This is a genomic window from Nesterenkonia lacusekhoensis, from assembly GCF_017876395.1.
Classification (GTDB): Bacteria; Actinomycetota; Actinomycetes; order Actinomycetales; family Micrococcaceae; genus Nesterenkonia; species Nesterenkonia lacusekhoensis.
The window spans coordinates 2,601,369-2,617,145 of record NZ_JAGINX010000001.1; the positions used below are offsets into that span (position 1 = coordinate 2,601,369).

Sequence of the window (15,777 nt, forward strand, 5' to 3'; positions counted from 1 at the left end):
TTATCCGCACCGAGGTGCCGCGGCTGAAGCGGGACCGCAGCGCGCCCCTCAGGACAGGGAGTTCTGCCAGGCGGAGTGCAGCCGCGCGAAGTAGCCGCCGGCGGCGATGAGCTCCTCCGGGCTGCCGTCTTCGACGATCCGTCCCTCGTCCACCACCAGCACTCGGTCTGCGATGGCCACAGTGGAGAGCCGGTGGGCGATGATCAGTGCGGTCCGCTGGCCCAGCAGCCGCTCCAGCCCCTGCTGCACCAGATGCTCGCTGGGCAGGTCCAGGGAGGAGGTGGCCTCGTCGAGGATCAGCACGGCCGGGTCGGCCAGGAACGCCCGGGCGAAGGACACCAGCTGGCGCTGCCCGGCGGAGAGCCTCCCGCCGCGGGTGGCCACATCGGTGGCGTAGCCCTCGGGCAGCGCCTCGATGAACTCGTGCACCCCGACGGCGCGGGCGGCTGCGATGATCTCCTCCTCGCTGGCATCCGGGCGGCCCAGCGCGATGTTGTCCCGCACGGAGCCGGAGAACAGGAACGCCTCCTGGGTCACCATGGCCACGTGCCGGTGGTGGTCCTCCAGGGCGAGATCGCGCAGGTCGATGCCGTCCAGCTTCACGCTGCCGGAGCTGACGTCGTAGAACCGGGCGAGCAGCTTGGCCAGTGTGGACTTGCCGGCACCGGTGCGTCCCACCACGGCTACGGTCTGTCCGGCAGGGATATGCAGGTCCATCCGCTGCAGCACCACCGGGCCGGCGTCGTTCTGCCCGCGGGCCGGGTAGCGGAACTCGGCGTCGGTGAACTCCAGTTCGCCGCGGGCCTCCTCGAGGTGCTGGGGGTCTTCGGCCTCGGTGACGGTGGGCTCCTCCTCCAGCAGCCCGGAGACCTTCTCCAGCGCGGCGGTGGCCGACTGCAGCGAGTTGTAGAACATCGCGATCATGTCCAGCGGCTGGAAGGCACGCTTGGTGGCCAGCACCAGCGCCACCAGGACCCCGACGCCGAGGCCCCCGTCCAGGACCCGGAAGCCGCCCCAGAGCAGCACTGCGGTGACGGTGAGGTTGCCGATCAGCACCAGGGAGGGCTGCATGACGCCGAAGAGTCCGATGGAGCGGACCATGTCATCCCGGTAGGTCTTCGCCAGCCGGTGATACTGGCGGGAGCGGGTGCCCTCGCGGCGGAAGGCCTGCACGGCCCGGATGCCGGTCATCGTCTCGACGAAGTGCACGATCATCCGTGCCGAGGAGATGCGGGTGCGCCGGTAGGCCACCTCGGAGTTCTTCTGGTACCAGCGGGCCAACAACGCGATGGGGATCATCGCGGCCACCAGCAGCAGCCCGGAGCGCCAGTCCATGAGCCAGATGCTGGCCGCGGTGAAGGTCATGAACACTAGGCCCTGTGCCAGTGAGTTGACCCCGCCGTCGAGCAGCTCGCGCAGCGACTCCAGGTCGGAGGTCTGCCGGGAGATGACCTTGCCGGAGGTGTAGTCCTCGTGGAAGTCCAGGCTCAGCTGTTGGGTCTTGCGGAAGACCTCACGGCGCAGCCGGTAGAGCATCTGTTGGGAGGCTTCGGCGGTCATCCGGGTGTAGAGGAAGATCAGTACGGCGGCGATGACCGCGCAGGCGATGTAGGCGATTCCCGGCAGCCACATCCCGGAGCTCTGACCCTCGCTGAGCCGCGGCAGCCCCCAGTCGATGGCGAACGCGACGATCAGCGGAGTGGCCGCCTGGCAAGCCTGTGAGACCAGTACGGCCAGACCGGTCAGCAGCAGCTTCAGCCGCACGCCTTCGGAGAGCCGGACCAGCAGCCACCACGAACGACGGCGGATGAAGCGGCGCTCCTCACGGCTCAGCTCCACCTGTTCCTCGCCGGCGGTGCCGCGCAGATGCCTGAACCGGTCCTCTGTTGCCCGGTCTTCGGGTGCTTGCTCAGCCATGGGGAGTCTCCTCGAGCAGCGCGTCCACACCGGCGGCCGCCGCTCCGGTGCTCATCACTCTGCGGTACAGGGCGCTGCTGCCCAACAGCTCGGTATGGGTCCCGACGGCGGCCACGCGCCCCTGATGCAGCAGGGCGACCCGATCTGCCAGCATCACCGTGGAGGGGCGATGGGCCACCAACAGCGTCGTGGTGCCCGTCAGCGCCTCGCGCAGCCGGGCGGTCACCCGCTCCTCGGTGCGCACATCCAGGGCGGAGAGCGGGTCGTCGAGCAGCAGGATGGAGGGCTTGGCGGCGATGGCCCGGGCCAGGGCGAGGCGCTGACGCTGGCCGCCGGAGAGGCTCAGGCCTTCCTCGCCGATCCGGGTGTCCACACCTTCGGGCAGGTCCTCGACGAAGTCGGCGTCGGCGATCCGCAGCGCCTCGGCCAGGACCTCCTCCAGCTCCTCACGCGCCGGGGACTGGGCGCGGGCCGGGTGTTGGGGATCGTCGTCGTCGCGCTCATGGACTGTGCCCAGCAGGACGTTGCCGCGCACAGAGGCGGAGAAGAGAGTGGGGTCCTCGAAGGCCACGGCGATCCTCGAGCGCAGATCGGCCAGGTCGAAGTCGCGCACATCTGCACCGTCCACCCGCACGCTGCCGCCGGTGACGTCATAGAGGCGCGGGATCAGGTTCAGCAGAGTGGAGGTGCCGCCGCCGGTGCCGGAGACCAATGCCATCGTCTCTCCGGGCTCCACGGTCAGGGTGACGCCGTCGAGCAGCTCGGAGCGCCCGTCGGCGGGACCGTCCGGCTCGGCGTCGGGATAGCTGAAGCGCACGTCGTCCAGCTCGATCCGGCCGAGCTCCGGCGGGCTGACCGGTTCTCCGCCGTGCTCGGCGGGGGAGGCGATCGTGTTCTCGGTGTCCATGACCTCGATGTGTCGGTCGATGGCGGTCTTGGCGGTGAAGGTCATGCCCAGCAGCATGCCCACGCTCTCGATGGGCCCTTTGAGTACGGCCGCGGTGGCGAAGAAGGCGGCCAGCGCTCCCACGGTGACCCCGGTGGTCTCCTCATGGGCGACCTGCCACAGCCCGATCAGCAGGCACAGTCCGAGGATGGTCTCGGGCAGCAGCACCATGGCGGCCAGGAAGCGGGCCAACGTGTGGGCTTTGGAGACTTCCAGGCGGCGCAGCTGATCGGCCTCGGAGGTGAAGCCGGACAGTGCGTGGTTCCCGCGGCCGAATGCCTTGAGCACCCGGATGCCGTGGACGGACTCCTCCACAGCGGTGGCGACCTCTCCGGCCTGGTCCTGAGAGGCGCGCGAGTAGTGGACGAAGAGCCGGCGGAACCGCGGCCCGATCACCAGCACCGGCACTGCGGCGAGCAGGAAGACCAGTGTCAGCAGCGGGGAGAGGGTGAACATCAGGGTGAAGCCCACCAGCATCGCCACCACAGAGGTCACCAGCATCAGGGCTCCGAAGGCGAACCAGCGGCGCAGCAGGTTCAGGTCTGCGATGGCTCGTGACTGCAGCTGGCCCGCGCCCCAGGCGGAGTGGAAGGCGGTGGGCAGGTCGGTCAGCCGGTCGAAGAGCCGGGTGCGCATGGCCGTCTCGGCATCGGAGGAGGGTGGGATGACGAAGAACCGGCGCATGTAGATCAGTCCGGCCTCCAGGGCCCCCAGCATCAGGATGACCCCGCCGGCGATCCATACGGTGCGGGCGCCTGCCCCCTCGGCGAGGACCGAGTTCACCAGCACCTGCAGCACCTGCGGGATGGTCAGGGCGACGACGGCGGCGCCGATGGCGGAGATCAGCCCCAGGGCCCAGCGGATGCGGCGGCCCTCAAGGTAGGGGTCGAGCCGGCGCAGGGTTCTCCAGAGACCATTCTGTTGCATATGACAACTAATGATAGACGGTCAGGAGCGTGGCTTCAGGCGGACAGTTCAATCTGACCTGTGCCTTGGCCGATGTGCCGATGCCCGCAGAGACATGCAGCGGCACGACATGCCCGTCAGGTGTGCGGATGCTGCTCAGGCCCTTGGCCTGCCGGCGGGGGAGGTCACAGTTGGTCACCAGGGCGTGTTCACCCGGCAGGCAGATCTGCCCGCCATGGGTGTGTCCGCACAGCACCAGGTCGGCGCGCTGGCCGCTGCCCGGGTCCTGCCGGGCGAAGTCCTGCAGGGCCGAGCGCACCGGAGCGTGGGCGACGCCGATCCGCAGCGTGGCGCTGCTGCGGTCAGCTGCGGCTGAGTCTTCCTCGGCGGGCCAGCCTGGGAACTCCGCCAGGTCGATATGCGGATCGTCCACGCCGGAGAACTCCAGGCGATGCCCCGCGACCTCGGCGCTCCAGGTGCGGTTGGTCAGGTTCACCCAGCTGCGGTCGCTCAGCTGTTCGAAGAACTCCCGCCAGGGGAGCTCCACGGCATGCTCGTCCAGCTGGGAGGGCCCCACCAGGTACCGCGCCGGATTCTTCCGCGTGGGCGCGTAATAGTCGTTGGACCCCGGGACGAAGACCCCGGGGATCTCCAGCAGCGGATCCAGGGCTTCGAGCACCTCGGGGACCGCGTGATGGTCTGAGAGGTTGTCCCCGGTGTTGACCACCAGGTCCGGTCCCAGCTCGGCCAGGCTGCGGATCCATTCCACCTTCTGCCGCTGTCCGGGGACGTGGTGGATGTCGGAGATGTGCAGGATGCGCAGCGGCCTCTGCTCCGGAGTCCGCCGGCGTCCGACCTGGACCTCCCTGGTGGTGAACCGGGTCAGGCCGACGCGGTGGCCGTAGACGAGCATGGCCCCTCCGAGCAGAGCACCGGCCCCGGCGCATGCGCCGAGGCCGGTGAACACAGCGGATGCCCTCATCGGGCGTTCCCTCGATCAGTCATCGTCGTCTCCGTCGTCGGAGTCGTCGCCTCCGCCGCCTCCGCTGTTGGCGTAGCGGCTCATATCGCGGCGGTCGTCGAACGGTGAGTCATCGGACTCGGGGAAGTCCTCGGTGCTGTAGTTCTCGCCCACTGCGTTCATGTAGTCCAGCCACATGGGTCCGGCGATCGTGGAGCCGTAGAACTCCTCGTAGTGCTGCCCGTCGATCCAACGGTCGTAGAGCTGCTCGTTGCCGTCGTAGCGGCCCACCCAGGCGGCTGTGGAGAGCCCGCGTGAGAAGCCCATGAACCAGGTGGAGGAGGAGGTGTCGTTCGTGCCGGTCTTGCCCGCCATCGGGAAGTTCGGGTTGTTGTTGGCGATCTGGCCCTCAGCGATGTTGATCATCGAGTCGTTGACCTCAGCCACCACGTCCTCGTCGAGGACCTGCTCGCAGTCGGACTCAGCCACGTCGTACTCGGTGCCGTGGGTGTCGGTGACCTCGCTGATGGCGCGCGGGGTGCAGTACTCGCCGTCGGCCGCGAAGGCTGCGTAGGCCGCTGCCAGGTTCAGCGGGGCGACCTCCTCAGCACCCAGCACGAAGGACGGGTTGGACGGATCCAGGCCGGCGCCGCTGTAGGCGTTATGGATGTTCAGCCGGTCGGTGAGCTCGGTGATGGTGCACAGGTCGCCGCCCTTGGCGGTGGCCGCCGTCGCGGTGTTCACCGAGTAGTAGAGGCCGTAGTCCACTGTCATCTCGCGTTCGGCGTCATCGGCGACGTTGTCGATCGACCACCCGTCGTCGTCGAGGATCGTGGCTCTGCCGTTGGGCAGGCAGTGGGCGTCCCAGGTGTCGTACTGGGGGTAGTGGTCCTCAGAGGCGTCGATCTCGTCGTCCATGGAGCCGCCCTCCTCCAGGTAGGCGGCGGCCACGAAGGGCTTCAGCGTCGAACCGGCTGCGAAGCCGCCGCTGTTGCCGTAGTCGAAGTCGGCGTTGAAGTTGATGGTGGTGTTGCCCGTGCCCTCGGCGTCAGGGTCGTAGGTGGTGTTCTGCGCCATGGCCAGGATGTTGCCGGTGCCGGGCTCCACGGTGCTCAGCGCAGTGCCCACGGCCTCCGGGTCATCGGCCGGGACGGCCGCCCGGGCCTCCTCCTCGGCGTTCTGCTGTGTGTCCGGGTCCAGAGTGGTGACCACGCGCAGACCGCCGCGGTTCAGCAGCTCCTGGCGGGACTCGCGGTCCGGGCCGAAGGTGTCATCGCTGAGGATGCTCTCCTCGACGTAGTCGCAGAAGTAGTTGGCCATGTCGGAGGAGACGCAGCCGGCCTCCTCGCGGTTGATCTCCAGGTCCTCGGCCACATCCACGGCCACGGCCTCGTCGTACTCGTCCTGGGTGATCTTGCCGGTCTCCAACATGGCGTCCAGGACCACGTCGCGGCGCGCCTGGGAGGCCTCCGGATTCACCTCCGGGTTGTAGCCGTTGGGGGACTGGACCATGCCGGCCAGGACGGCGGAGCGCTGGATGTCCAGCTCGGAGGCGGAGACGCCCCAGTAGTACTGGGCGGCAGCCTCGACGCCGTAGTTCCGTCCGCCCAGCAGGACGATGTTGAGGTATCCCTCGAGGATCTCCTCCTTGGTCATCTCGTTCTCTACCGAGACGGCCAGGCGCATCTCCTGAAGCTTGTCCGCGTAGGTCTTCTCGCCGGTGCCGGAGATGGTCAGCCGGGACTCGCCGCGCAGGTAGGCGGCGTTGATCAGCACGTTGTTCACGTACTGCATGGTCAGGGTGGAGGCGCCCTGCTGCGTGCTGGAGGTCAGGTTGTGGATGGCCGCACGGGTCACGCCGCGGGCGTCCACGCCGCCGTGTTCGTAGAAGCGCTCATCCTCGATGGCGACCATCGCATCCTGCATCTCCTGGGAGATCTCGTCGATGCCCACCGGCTCACGGTTCTCCGCGTAGAAGGTGGCCAGTTCGGTCTCGCCGTCGTTCGCGTAGATGCGCGACGGCGTCGAGAGCGGCTCTTCGTGGAGCTCTGTGGGGAGCTCGTCGAGGATGTCGGAGCCGGCGGCCGCTGCGGCGCCGCCGGTGGCTGCCAAGGGGAAGATGAGTCCCGCTGCCAGCAGGCCGCACAGCGCGCTCACGCCCAGGAAGGACATGATCTTGCCGACCGTAGTGGCAGTGTCAAAGAGGGGGGACTTACGAGACGCCATAGGCTCTATGGTATCCGGATGGTCAAGTCCATTAGGGTGGGGATATGTCTGCTTCGGAACCGATCCAGTGGGAATACGCCACCATTCCGCTCATCATTCACAACACCAAGGGAATCCTCGATCAGTGGGGCGAGGACGGCTGGGAGCTCGTCACCGTGCTGCCCGGGCCGGAGGGCAACGCTCCGGTGGCCTACCTCAAGCGGCCCAAGAGCTGAGCGGAGGCTGCGATGAACAGCTCATCCGAGGTCGAGCAGCGCCTGGCCCAGGCCGGGATCAGCATCCCTGAGGTCGTCCCGCCGGTCGCCTCCTACCAGCCCGCCGTGGTGGTGGAGGGTCCCGACGGCGGCGGGACCGTCTATGTCTCCGGCCAGCTGCCGCTGGTGGACGGCGCCCTGCCGATGACCGGAAAGGTCGGCGGCGAAGTCACCGAGGACCAGGCCTTCGAGCTGGCCCGGCAGTGCGGGATCAACCTGATCGCGGCGCTGAAGCATGCGCTGAAGGACTACGACGGCGGACTGGACCGGGTCACGCGGATCGCGAAGGTCGGCGGCTTCGTCGCCTCCGCCTCGGACTTCACCGGACAGCCGCGGGTCATCAACGGCGCCTCCGAGCTGCTGGGCGAGGCCTTCGGCGACGCGGGCCAGCATGCCCGCAGCGCCGTGGGGGTGAACGTCCTGCCGCTGGACACACCGGTGGAAGTCGATCTGATCGCCCATTTCGCCTGATCCTGAGATCATCTGAAGGATGAAGACTGACTTTGTCCCCGTCATCGTGGGGACCGATCTCAACGCGTACCACATGGCGGCCTCCTTCCATGAGGCCTACGGGGTGAAGCCCCATGTGCTCGGCAAGGTGCAGATGGGCTTCACCCACTACAGCACCATCATCGAGACGGTGACGCTGGTGGAGAACCTCGACGACGCCGAGGTCTTCGTCGAGGCGCTGCTCGGCTATGCCGATCAGCTCGACGCCGGCACAGCCCAGAAGCTTCCGCTGGTGCTGGTGGGGACCAACGACCACTATGTCCGGCTGATCATCGAGCATGCCGAGCAGCTCCGTGCACGGTACCTGTTCAACTACCCGAGCGAGGAGCTGCTCAACCAGCTGCAGGTCAAAGAGGCCTTCTATCCGCTGGCGCAGAAACACGGGCTGACCATCCCTGAGACCCACATCCACCAGGTGGGCGAGCCGGTGGACCTGGAGATCTCCCGATTCCCCGCCATCCTGAAGCCCAGCAACGGGGTGGAGTACTACCGGAACAAGTTCGCCGGCCAGGAGAAGGTCTACCGGGTCAATTCCATGGAGGAGGTCCGCGAGGTCATCGCCACGATCGAGGCGAGCGGCTATCGGGACACGCTGATCATCCAGGACTTCATTCCCGGGGACGACACCTACATCTGGGACTCGGTGCTCTATCTCAACAGTGACGGCGAGGCTGAGTTCGTGAACTTCGGCCAGGTGGTGCTGCAGGAGCACGAGGCCAGCGCCATCGGCAACTACACCGCCATCATCTCGCGCTTCGACCGTGAGGTCATGGAGCAGCTCAAGGGCTTCCTGGAGGCCATCGGCTACACCGGCATCGCCAACTTCGACCTGAAGTACGACTCCCGCGACGGCGTCTTCAAAGTCCTCGAGGTCAACGTGCGCCAGGGCCGCTCCAGCTACTACGCCACGATGCAGGGGCAGAACCTGGCCCAGCACCTGGTGGAGGATCTGGTGCGCGGCCGCCGCGGCGGCGACTGCACCTACGTGGACGAGGACGTGCTCTTCACCGTGGTGCCGAAGTACATCCTCAAGGAGTACGTCACCGAGCCCACAGTGCGCGAGGACGTTGTCCGGTTCATCCGTGAGAAGAAGATCGGCAATCCGCTGCACTACCGCGGGGACCGGTCACTGCTGCGCAGAGCCTGGTTGGCGGTGCGGGCGGCCCGCTACCGCAAGAAGTACGCCTCCGCCTCCTGGCGCGATGGGCTCTGATCTTCGCGTCTGAGGCCAGCGGCCCGCCCCGCCACCCGGTCGCCACCCGGTCGCTACCCGGCAGATTCGAGCGGGGTTCTGGCCCTTATGAGGCGCTTTCGAGGCTGAGAAGGGCCAAAACCCCGGCGCAATCCGGACTTCACGGGAGGGGAGGGGTCCTGATACGACGAAGGGGCCGGAGGATGATTCCTCCGGCCCCTTCGTCGTATGTGCCTCAGATCAGCGGCTGCGCTGACGGATGCGCTGGATGTCCAGGATGACCACGGCGCGGGCCTCCAGACGCAGCCAGCCGCGCTGGACGAACTCTGCCAGAGCCTTGTTCACGGTCTCGCGGGAAGCGCCGACCAGCTGGGCCAGCTCCTCCTGGGTGAGCTCGTGAGCCACCAGGACGCCGTCCGGGGCCGGGCGGCCGAAGCGGTCGGCCAGGTCCAGCAGCGCCTTGGCCACACGGCCGGGAACATCGGAGAAGACCAGGTCGGCCAGGGACTCGTTGGTGCGGCTCAGGCGCTGGGCCAGAGCGCGCAGCAGCTGGACGGAGACATCCGGAGCCTGGGTGATGACTTCACGCAGGCTGTCGTGCTTCAGGCCGGCCAGGCGGGTCTCGGAGACCGCCGTCGCCGTCGCAGTGCGCGGTGCCGGGTTGAACAGCGCCATCTCACCGAAGATCTCACCCGGGCCCAGCACGGCCAGCAGGTTCTCACGACCGTCGGGGGTGGTGCGGCCGAGCTTGATCTTCCCGGAGACGATGAAGTACAGCTGATCACCCTGGTCTCCCTCGTGGAAGACCGAGGCGCCGCGGGACAGGTCCACCTCAGAGAGTTCCGCAGTCAGAGCGGCGAAGACGTCGTCATCCACCGTCGCGAAAAGGGGGGCGCGACGCAGCACTTCAAGATCCATGGGTCTTCCGTTCTTCCTCTCGAGGCACAGAAAAGATATCAAGCATACCTGACGCTGCCCAGAACTGCTGTACGGCTCCGGCAATGTGACGTCGGATACTGCTTACGAAGTTACCAGGTCAAGCCCGGAGCGGGAAACGTCCAGGAATCTTCGCAGAGCGTATGTCATTCTATTCAGGGTCCGAGGACTTCCGGCACTTGGACAGAGAGACGGCGGACAGGAGCGATGCATGGGGATCACCCTGCTCGATGTGATTCTGGTGATCGTGCTGATCGGCTTCCTGGCTGTCGGCCTGAGCAAGGGGCTGTGGGTCACCGTCGGCGGTGCCGCCGGGTTCCTGGTGGGCGCAGTGGCGGCCTTCTTCGCCATGCCGCTGGTGGCCGAATGGGTCTCGGACCCGGTCTGGAGGGTGGTCGCCGTGCTGGCCGCCGCCGTCGTGCTGGTGGTCGCCGGTCATGCCTTGGGGACCACGGCGGGGGCCGAGGTCCAGCGCCTCTTCCACTCACCCACGCTGCACACCCTGGGCTCGCTGGTGGGCGGGCTGGTCAACCTGGTGGTCGCCGCCTTCGTCATCGCCGCACTGTCGTTCTCCGTCTCGGCGATGGGCTTCCCTACGATCAACCAGCACATGAAGCAGTCCGCCGTGCTCCAGGGCATCAACTCTGTGGTCCCTGAGCGCACTGAGGCGTGGTTCGCCCAGCTGCGCACTGCGGTGATGGAGTCTGACATCCCGGAGATCGCTCAGCCGCTGGTCCCCAGCTCCGCGGAGCTTCCCGACGACGTGGAGCTCACCGAAGCCGCCGAACACTCCGCCGCAGCAGTGGGGCGCATCAGCGGAGTGGCCGAACACTGCGGTCAGAGCCAGACGGGGACCGGTTTCGCGATCTCCCCCACCAGGGTGGTCACCAACGCACATGTGATCGCCGGCGTGGCTGAGCCCTCAGTGGAGATGGCCAGCGGTGAAGTGGTCACCGGACGCACGGTCTACTTCGATCCGGCTGAGGACCTGGCCGTGCTGGCGGTGGATCCCCTGGACGTCCCTGCCCTGGAGATCGGGGAGGCTGCCGACGCCGGTGCCACCGGCTACGTGATGGGCTATCCGGCCGGGGGTCCCTTCGTGGCCGGTCCGGCCATCGTCCAGGCGCGCGACGTCTCCCGGATCAATGACATCTACGGAGGCTCGCCCTCCGAGCTGGAGATCTATCAGCTCAACGCCGATGTGCGGCAGGGCAACTCCGGCGGGCCCCTGGTCGATGAGCAGGGCCGCGTGATCGGTGTGGTCTTCGCTCGGGCGGTCGAGGGCAGCGCCGTGGGCTTCGCGCTGACGGCGCAGCAGGCCGGCGAGGTGCTGACCGATCCTGAGAGCTTCACGGAGACAGTGTCCACCGGACAGTGCGTGGACCGCTGAGCCGCACCTTCCCGTCTCCGAGTTCCACCACGTTGTCCTTCTTCCACTGCCGATAGGGCTGTGGGACTCTGCACGAGCTGTGGAAGTTCGGGCTCAGTCCTCCACCAGGGAGGCCAGGTGCTCGATCGCGTAGCGGTAGCCCTCGACGCCGGCACCTGCGATCACAGCGGCGGCCACAGGCGAGACATAGGAGTGCTTCCGGAACTCTTCGCGGGCGTGGACGTTGCTGATGTGGACCTCCACCACCGGGAGCTCCACGGCACGCAGAGCATCGGCGATCGCCACTGAGGTGTGGGTATAGGCCGCGGGATTGATGACGATCCCCTGGGCGGCCCCGCGGGCTGCCTGGATGGCGTCCACCAGGGCCCCCTCATGGTTGGACTGCATGAAGTCGATCTCCAGCCCCAGGCGCTGTCCTGTCTGAGTGCACAGCGTCTCGACGTCGGCGAGGGTGGCGGAGCCGTAGAGTCCGGGCTCCCGGGTGCCCAGGAGGTTCAGGTTCGGCCCGTTGGCCACCACGATCCGCGACGGACTGTCAGCCATGACAACACTCCTCAGAAAGACATGAACGGGACGATGCTCCCCTCAGCGTACAGCTGAGGACGCGCAGAAGGGGCCGCGCGACCTCGGAGGGTCCCTTCTGAATGAAGCTTCACAGCGACGCGGGCGGCTTGCCCGCGCGGCGCGCTTCATTCAGCAGGGAGGAGAGGTCCCGCGGCCCCGACGCGCTGTTCTGGGACTTACACCCCGTGCTTGGTGCGCATATCCTCTGCGATCTGCTGCATCACGCTCGGATCCGCCAGGGTGGAGGCATCGCCGGCCTCGCGCCCTTCGGCGACGTCCTTGAGCAGGCGGCGCATGATCTTGCCGGAGCGGGTCTTGGGCAGCTCCGGGACCACCAGCACGTTGCGGGGCTTGGCGATCGGACCGATCTCCTGTCCCACGTGGTTGCGCAGCTCCTGTTCGAGGCCTTCGGCATCTTCGGCGTCTCCGCGGAGGATGACGAAGGCGACCACAGCCTCACCGGTGGTCGCGTCCTTGGCGCCCACCACGGCGGCCTCCGCCACGGCGTCGTGGGAGACCAGGGCGGATTCGATCTCGGTGGTGGACAGACGGTGGCCGGAGACGTTCATGACGTCGTCCACGCGGCCCATCAGCCAGATGTCGCCGTCCTCATCGGTGCGGGCGCCGTCGCCGGCGAAGTAGACGTCGCCGAAGCGGGACCAGTAGGTCTCCTGATAGCGCTCCGGGTCGTTGTAGATGCCGCGGAGCATGGCGGGCCAGGGCTCCTTGATCACCAGCAGTCCGGCCTCACCGACGTCGAGGGGTTCGCCGAGCTCGTCCACGATCCCCACCTCCACGCCGGGGACCGCGGCCTGGGCGGAGCCGGGCTTGGTGTGTGTGACGCCGGGCAGCGGAGAGATCATATGGGCGCCGGTCTCGGTCTGCCACCAGGTGTCCACGATGGGCGCAGGGTGTTCCTTGGGCGGGTTTCCGGGGCCGTTGTTGGCGCCGATGACCTCCCGGAACCACATCCATGCCTCGGGGTTGATGGCTTCGCCCACCGTTCCCAGCACGCGCAGGCTGGAGAGGTCGTACTCGTCAGGGATCTCGCGGCCCCACTTCATGCAGGTGCGGATGAGGGTGGGCGCGGTGTAGAACTGCGTGACCCCGTACTTCTGCACGATCTCCCAGAGCCGGCCCTTGTGCGGGCTGTCCGGGGTGCCCTCGTAGATGACCTGGGTGGCGCCGTTCACCAGCGGCCCGTAGGTGATGTAGGAGTGGCCGGTGACCCAGCCGACGTCGGCGGTGCACCAGTAGACGTCGGTCTCGGGCTTCAGGTCGAAGGTGTCCCGGTGGGTGACCGCGGTCTGGGTGAGGTAGCCGCCGGTGGTGTGCAGGATCCCCTTGGGCTTTCCGGTGGTGCCGGAGGTGTAGAGGATGAACAGCGGATGCTCGGAGTCGTGGGCCACGTAGGCGTGCTCGGCGGACTGGCCGGCCACCAGGTCGTGCCACCAGAGCTCCCTGGCGCCGTCTTCGCGCTCGGCGGTGAACTCGACGTCCTCGCCGTTGCGCCTGACCACCAGGACGTTCTCCACAGTGTGGCCCGGCTCGGCCAGGGCGGCGTCGACGTTGGGCTTCAGCAGGGAGGGCTTGCCGCGGCGGTAGGAGCCGTCGGCGGTGACCACCAGTTTGGCCTCGGCGTCGTCCACGCGGGAGCGCAGGGCGTCGGAGGAGAAGCCGCCGAAGACCACCGAGTGGATGGCCCCGATGCGCGCGCAGGCGAGCATGGTGACCACGCTCTCGGGGATCATCGGCATGTAGATGGCGACGCGGTCGCCCTTGGTCACGCCGAGGGACTCGAAGGCGTTGGCGGCGCGGGAGACCTCATCCTTCAGCTGAGCGTAGGTGAAGGTGCGGCTGTCGCCGGGCTCGCCCTCGAAGTGGATGGCCGCGCGCTCGCCGTTGCCCGCCTCGACGTGGCGGTCCACGGCGTTGTAGGCGGCGTTGAGCTCTCCGCCGACGAACCACTTGGCGAAGGGCGCCTCGGACCAGTCGAGGACTTCGGCGAAGTCTCGGTCCCAGCTCAGCGTGGCGCGGGCCTCGTCGGCCCAGTAGCTGAGGCGGTCGGCCCGTGCCTTCTCGTACTTCTCTGCCGTGGCGACGGCGTCTGCGGCGAATGCCTCGCTCGGCGGGAAGGTCCGGGTCTCCTTCTGCATGCTCTCCATGCGCTCCTCCTAGGGGTACTGACGAATGCGTCGGCGCGGAACTGTGCTGCCGATCACAATACAGGCTTGCGCTGACCTCCTGCGAGACGTGTGTCACGTCCTGACAGGAGTGTAGGGCGCTCTGCGCGATGTTCCGGATCTGCGCCACGATGAGCGGTGCTCTTTCTGCGACGAGCGGCAGAGGACGGGATCCGTAGAATGAGGGCGATGACAGCTGAGGAGACACCGCTGGCCACGAAGCGCCGGGTCCGGAAGATCAACCGCGTGCTGGGGGAGACCTATCCCTATGCTGTGGCCGAGCTCGACTTCGACAACGCCTTCGAGCTCCTGGTGGCCACGGTGCTCTCCGCTCAGACCACCGACGTGCGGGTCAACTCCATCACTCCGGAGCTCTTCCGCCGCTATCCGGATGCCCACGCGATGGCGGTGGCTCAGGAGGATGCCATCGCGGAGATCATCCGCCCGACCGGCTTCTATCAGTCCAAGACCAAGGCGCTGCTGGGGTTGGCAGGGGCCTTGGTGGAGCAGCACGACGGCGAGGTCCCCGGTGACCTGGACGCCTTGGTGAGGCTGCCCGGCGTCGGGCGCAAGACGGCGTTCGTGGTCCTGGGCAACGCCTTCGGCCGTCCCGGGCTCACCGTGGACACCCATTTCGGCCGGTTGGCTCGACGCTTGGGCATGACCAGCCAGGAGGATCCGGTCAAGGTGGAGCGTGATGTCGCTGAGCTCTTCGAGCCCAAGGACTGGACCATGCTCTCTCACCGTCTGATCTTCCACGGTCGACGGGTCTGTCACGCGCGTCGGCCGGCCTGCGGGGCCTGCCCGATCGCGCAGTGGTGCCCCTCCTACGGGGCCGGTGAGACGGAGCCGCAGGCCGCCCGTGAGCTGCTGAAGTACGAGCTCGCGCCGGGCCGCGAGAAGCTGCTGGAGAAGATGCGCGCCGGCTGGACACGCCGTCAGCTGCGCGAGGAGGGGTATCCGCTCAGTGCCTGATCCTTCTGTCCGCCGTCTGAGCCGCAGCCAGCTGGAGTCCCAGCTGGAGGCTCTGGTGCACGACGCCGCCGCCTACAGCCGCGAACATCCTCAGGGCGCCGCAGAGGGGGCGTGGTGGGAGCGCATGCCCGCCGAGCTCCCCGGGCCCGGGAGCGCGTCGTGGCAGCTGCGGCCTGATGAGGAGGACTGGGACCCTGCTGTGGTCAGCTCCTGGCGCCGGGCGGCGGTGCTCTTCCTCTTCTGTCTGCCTGAGGACGCTGCCGCGGAGCCGTATCTGCTGCTGACGGAGCGTTCGGCCGGCCTGGCCAAGCATCCGGGCCAGGTCTCGCTGCCCGGGGGGTCTCAGGAGGAGTTCGACGCCGGCCCGGCGGCCTGCGCTCTGCGCGAGGCGCAGGAGGAGATCGGCCTGGATGTCAGCCGCGCGAGTCTGGTGGGGATGCTTCCCCCGGCACCGGTCCCGGTCAGCGGCTTCATGGTGACTCCGGTGGTGGCCGCTGCGGCGGACCCCGGGGTGCTGACGCCGCAGGCCGGGGAGGTGGAGCGGGTGCTGCGTGTGCCGGTGGCCCAGCTGGTCGAGCCCCAGAACCGCCGCAGTGCTGTCCTCCGGTGGAAGGGCGTGGAGCGGCGCTCGCCGGCCTTCCTCTTTGACGGGGTGCTGATCTGGGGCTTCACCGGAATTCTGGTGGACCGAGTGGTGAGCCGACTGGGGTGGAGCCAGCCGTGGGATGAAACACGGGCTGTGGACCCGAGGGAGCACCAGCGGCTGGGCTGAGGCTGCGCTGATGTCGGCTCCGTTGAATTCCTCCACAGCTGCGGC

Annotated in this window: 13 protein-coding genes; 6 read left to right on the forward strand and 7 right to left on the reverse strand. The window is 67.8% G+C overall.

The window, feature by feature from the left end:
- Nucleotides 1-48: 48 nt before the first annotated feature.
- Genes JOF45_RS12355 through JOF45_RS12370 form a run of 4 tightly spaced genes read right to left on the reverse strand, consistent with a single transcriptional unit; the run spans nucleotide 49 to nucleotide 6,956 of the window.
- A complete protein-coding gene (locus tag JOF45_RS12355) occupies nucleotides 49-1,917 on the reverse strand; it encodes an ABC transporter ATP-binding protein (protein ID WP_210050761.1) in 1,869 nt (622 codons plus the stop codon).
- Nucleotides 1,910-3,790: an ABC transporter ATP-binding protein gene (locus JOF45_RS12360; protein WP_210050764.1), complete on the reverse strand. Its 1,881-nt coding sequence runs from the start codon at nucleotides 3,788-3,790 to the stop codon at nucleotides 1,910-1,912. Before JOF45_RS12360 ends, JOF45_RS12355 begins: the two co-directional genes overlap by 8 nt.
- Nucleotides 3,791-3,797: 7 nt before the next feature.
- The gene (locus JOF45_RS12365; protein ID WP_210050765.1) at nucleotides 3,798-4,751 is read right to left on the reverse strand and encodes a metallophosphoesterase; all 954 of its coding nucleotides are present in this window, start codon (nucleotides 4,749-4,751) and stop codon (nucleotides 3,798-3,800) included.
- Nucleotides 4,752-4,766: 15 nt separating this feature from the next.
- Nucleotides 4,767-6,956 (reverse strand): transglycosylase domain-containing protein, encoded by a 2,190-nt coding sequence (locus JOF45_RS12370; protein WP_245324231.1) that lies wholly within the window; start codon nucleotides 6,954-6,956, stop codon nucleotides 4,767-4,769.
- Between the two features lie 44 nt (nucleotides 6,957-7,000).
- Here JOF45_RS12370 and sp36 point away from each other — a divergent pair, with 44 nt between their 5' ends.
- The 3 genes from sp36 to JOF45_RS12385 are packed head-to-tail and all read left to right on the forward strand — an operon-like array spanning nucleotide 7,001 to nucleotide 8,933.
- Nucleotides 7,001-7,171, forward strand: coding sequence for a Sp36 family protein (sp36, locus tag JOF45_RS12375; RefSeq protein ID WP_210050767.1), 171 nt, complete (start codon nucleotides 7,001-7,003; stop codon nucleotides 7,169-7,171).
- A gap of 12 nt (nucleotides 7,172-7,183) precedes the next feature.
- Nucleotides 7,184-7,681: a RidA family protein gene (locus JOF45_RS12380; RefSeq protein WP_210050770.1), complete on the forward strand. Its 498-nt coding sequence runs from the start codon at nucleotides 7,184-7,186 to the stop codon at nucleotides 7,679-7,681.
- 19 nt (nucleotides 7,682-7,700) lie between these two features.
- Nucleotides 7,701-8,933 carry a carboxylate--amine ligase gene (locus JOF45_RS12385; RefSeq protein WP_210050772.1) on the forward strand — a complete coding sequence of 411 codons (1,233 nt, stop codon included), beginning with the start codon at nucleotides 7,701-7,703 and terminating at the stop codon, nucleotides 8,931-8,933.
- A gap of 219 nt (nucleotides 8,934-9,152) precedes the next feature.
- Here the strand turns inward: JOF45_RS12385 and JOF45_RS12390 are convergent, their stop codons facing one another.
- Nucleotides 9,153-9,830 carry a Crp/Fnr family transcriptional regulator gene (locus tag JOF45_RS12390; RefSeq protein WP_210050776.1) on the reverse strand — a complete coding sequence of 226 codons (678 nt, stop codon included), beginning with the start codon at nucleotides 9,828-9,830 and terminating at the stop codon, nucleotides 9,153-9,155.
- Nucleotides 9,831-10,059: 229 nt separating this feature from the next.
- Here JOF45_RS12390 and JOF45_RS12395 point away from each other — a divergent pair, with 229 nt between their 5' ends.
- Nucleotides 10,060-11,238, forward strand: a complete 1,179-nt coding sequence (locus JOF45_RS12395) for a MarP family serine protease (RefSeq protein ID WP_210050789.1) — start codon at nucleotides 10,060-10,062, stop codon at nucleotides 11,236-11,238.
- Between the two features lie 93 nt (nucleotides 11,239-11,331).
- Here JOF45_RS12395 and aroQ read toward each other — a convergent pair whose 3' ends face one another.
- A complete protein-coding gene (aroQ, locus tag JOF45_RS12400) occupies nucleotides 11,332-11,781 on the reverse strand; it encodes a type II 3-dehydroquinate dehydratase (protein ID WP_210050790.1) in 450 nt (149 codons plus the stop codon).
- Between the two features lie 197 nt (nucleotides 11,782-11,978).
- Entirely contained in the window at nucleotides 11,979-13,967 is a 1,989-nt protein-coding gene (gene acs, locus JOF45_RS12405) for an acetate--CoA ligase (protein ID WP_378578255.1), read from the reverse strand.
- A 198-nt stretch (nucleotides 13,968-14,165) separates the two neighbouring features.
- Here acs and nth point away from each other — a divergent pair, with 198 nt between their 5' ends.
- Both nth and JOF45_RS12415 read left to right on the forward strand, forming a co-directional pair.
- Nucleotides 14,166-14,960 carry an endonuclease III gene (nth, locus tag JOF45_RS12410; RefSeq protein ID WP_210050792.1) on the forward strand — a complete coding sequence of 265 codons (795 nt, stop codon included), beginning with the start codon at nucleotides 14,166-14,168 and terminating at the stop codon, nucleotides 14,958-14,960.
- Nucleotides 14,953-15,732 carry an NUDIX hydrolase gene (locus JOF45_RS12415; RefSeq protein ID WP_210050795.1) on the forward strand — a complete coding sequence of 260 codons (780 nt, stop codon included), beginning with the start codon at nucleotides 14,953-14,955 and terminating at the stop codon, nucleotides 15,730-15,732. The genes nth and JOF45_RS12415 overlap by 8 nt, the downstream gene beginning before the upstream one ends.
- Nucleotides 15,733-15,777: the final 45 nt, after the last annotated feature.